Source organism: Pseudomonas sp. UBA2684, assembly GCA_002354655.1.
GTDB lineage: Bacteria > Pseudomonadota > Gammaproteobacteria > Pseudomonadales > Pseudomonadaceae > Aquipseudomonas.
In genome coordinates this window covers 419-1,676 of the sequence record DELY01000056.1, presented here as the reverse complement: position 1 = coordinate 1,676, position 1,258 = coordinate 419, and the positions used below count along the sequence as shown (strand labels likewise).

Genomic DNA, 1,258 nt, shown 5'->3' with positions numbered 1-1,258 from the left:
CGGGCCTTTGCAGTGCAACTGCACGATTATCGGCGACCCGCTGACCAAGAAGGCCATCGTGGTCGATCCGGGCGGCAATCCCGAGTTGATCATGGCGCGTCTCGAGGCACACGGCCTCAACGTGGTGAGCATCATCCATACCCACGCGCACCTCGATCACTTCCTCGCCTCGGGGCTGATGAAGGAGTTAACCGGCGCGACCCTGCACTTGCACAAGGAGGACCAGTTCCTCTGGGATAACCTGGAAATGCAGTGCCGCATGTTTGGCGTGCCCTACACGCCGGTGCCGGCGCCGGATCAGTGGCTGGCAGATGACCAGGCGTTGGCCTGTGGCTGTGGCGTGGCGCTGCATACGCCGGGGCATACACCGGGGTCGATGAGTTTCTGGTTCCCCGAGGCCAAGTTGCTGATTGCCGGCGACACTTTGTTTCGCCGTGGTATCGGTCGCACGGATTTGTGGGGCGGCGATTACGCCACCATCGAGCGTTCGATCAAGCAGCGCTTGTACTGCCTGGATGAAGACGCCACGGTGGTCACCGGGCATGGTGCGGATACGCGTTTGGGCGATGAGATGCGTGAGAATCCATTCATTCGCGCCTGCTAGTGTGTGGTCTCGCCATCGAGGCTTGCTTGTGGAAGGCCGTGCTTGGCCAGTGCAGCAACTGCGTCGGCTGTGGCGGTTTAACAGATATCAATGGCCGATATTGCTAGGCTGTCTGGGAACTTAAGCCCGCTACCGGGCTCGAAAACCCAGGTGGAAAACCTGTCCCAACACGAAAAAAAGCAAAGGAATTACGCATGATGAAGTGGCGAAATCTGGCACTCGCAACGGCCGGCCTGGCTGTGCTGGCAGGCTGTACCAGCAATCCTTACACCGGTGAGCGTGAAGCCGGCAAGGCGGGCATTTACGGCGGGATCGGTGCGGTGACGGGTGCGGTGATCGGCGCCGCCACCTCGAGCAAGAAAGACCGCGGTAAAGGCGCCTTGATCGGTGCGGCAGTGGGCGGTGCCGCCGGTGGTGGCTACGGCTACTACGTCGATACCCAGGAAGCCAAGCTGCGCCAGACCCTGCAAGGTACTGGGGTGCAGGTGCAGCGCAATGGCGATGATCTGAAGCTGATCATGCCGGGCAACATCACTTTCGCCAGCAACTCGGCGGATATTTCCAGCAGCTTCTATCCGACCCTGAATTCCCTGGTCACGGTGTTCAAGGAGTTCGACAAGAACGGTGTCGACATCGTCGGCCATACCGACAGCA

The 1,258-nt window shown here is 60.3% G+C and carries 2 protein-coding genes; both read left to right on the top strand.

All coding sequences use genetic code 11. The features are described from left to right. Nucleotides 1-604: MBL fold metallo-hydrolase (locus B3M58_RS21290; RefSeq protein WP_296222275.1), on the top strand; the 604-nt coding region annotated here is incomplete at its 5' end. Between the two features lie 194 nt (nt 605-798). After that, a partial coding sequence (locus B3M58_RS21285; RefSeq protein WP_296222274.1) for a glycine zipper domain-containing protein occupies nt 799-1,258 on the top strand: 460 nt, incomplete at its 3' end.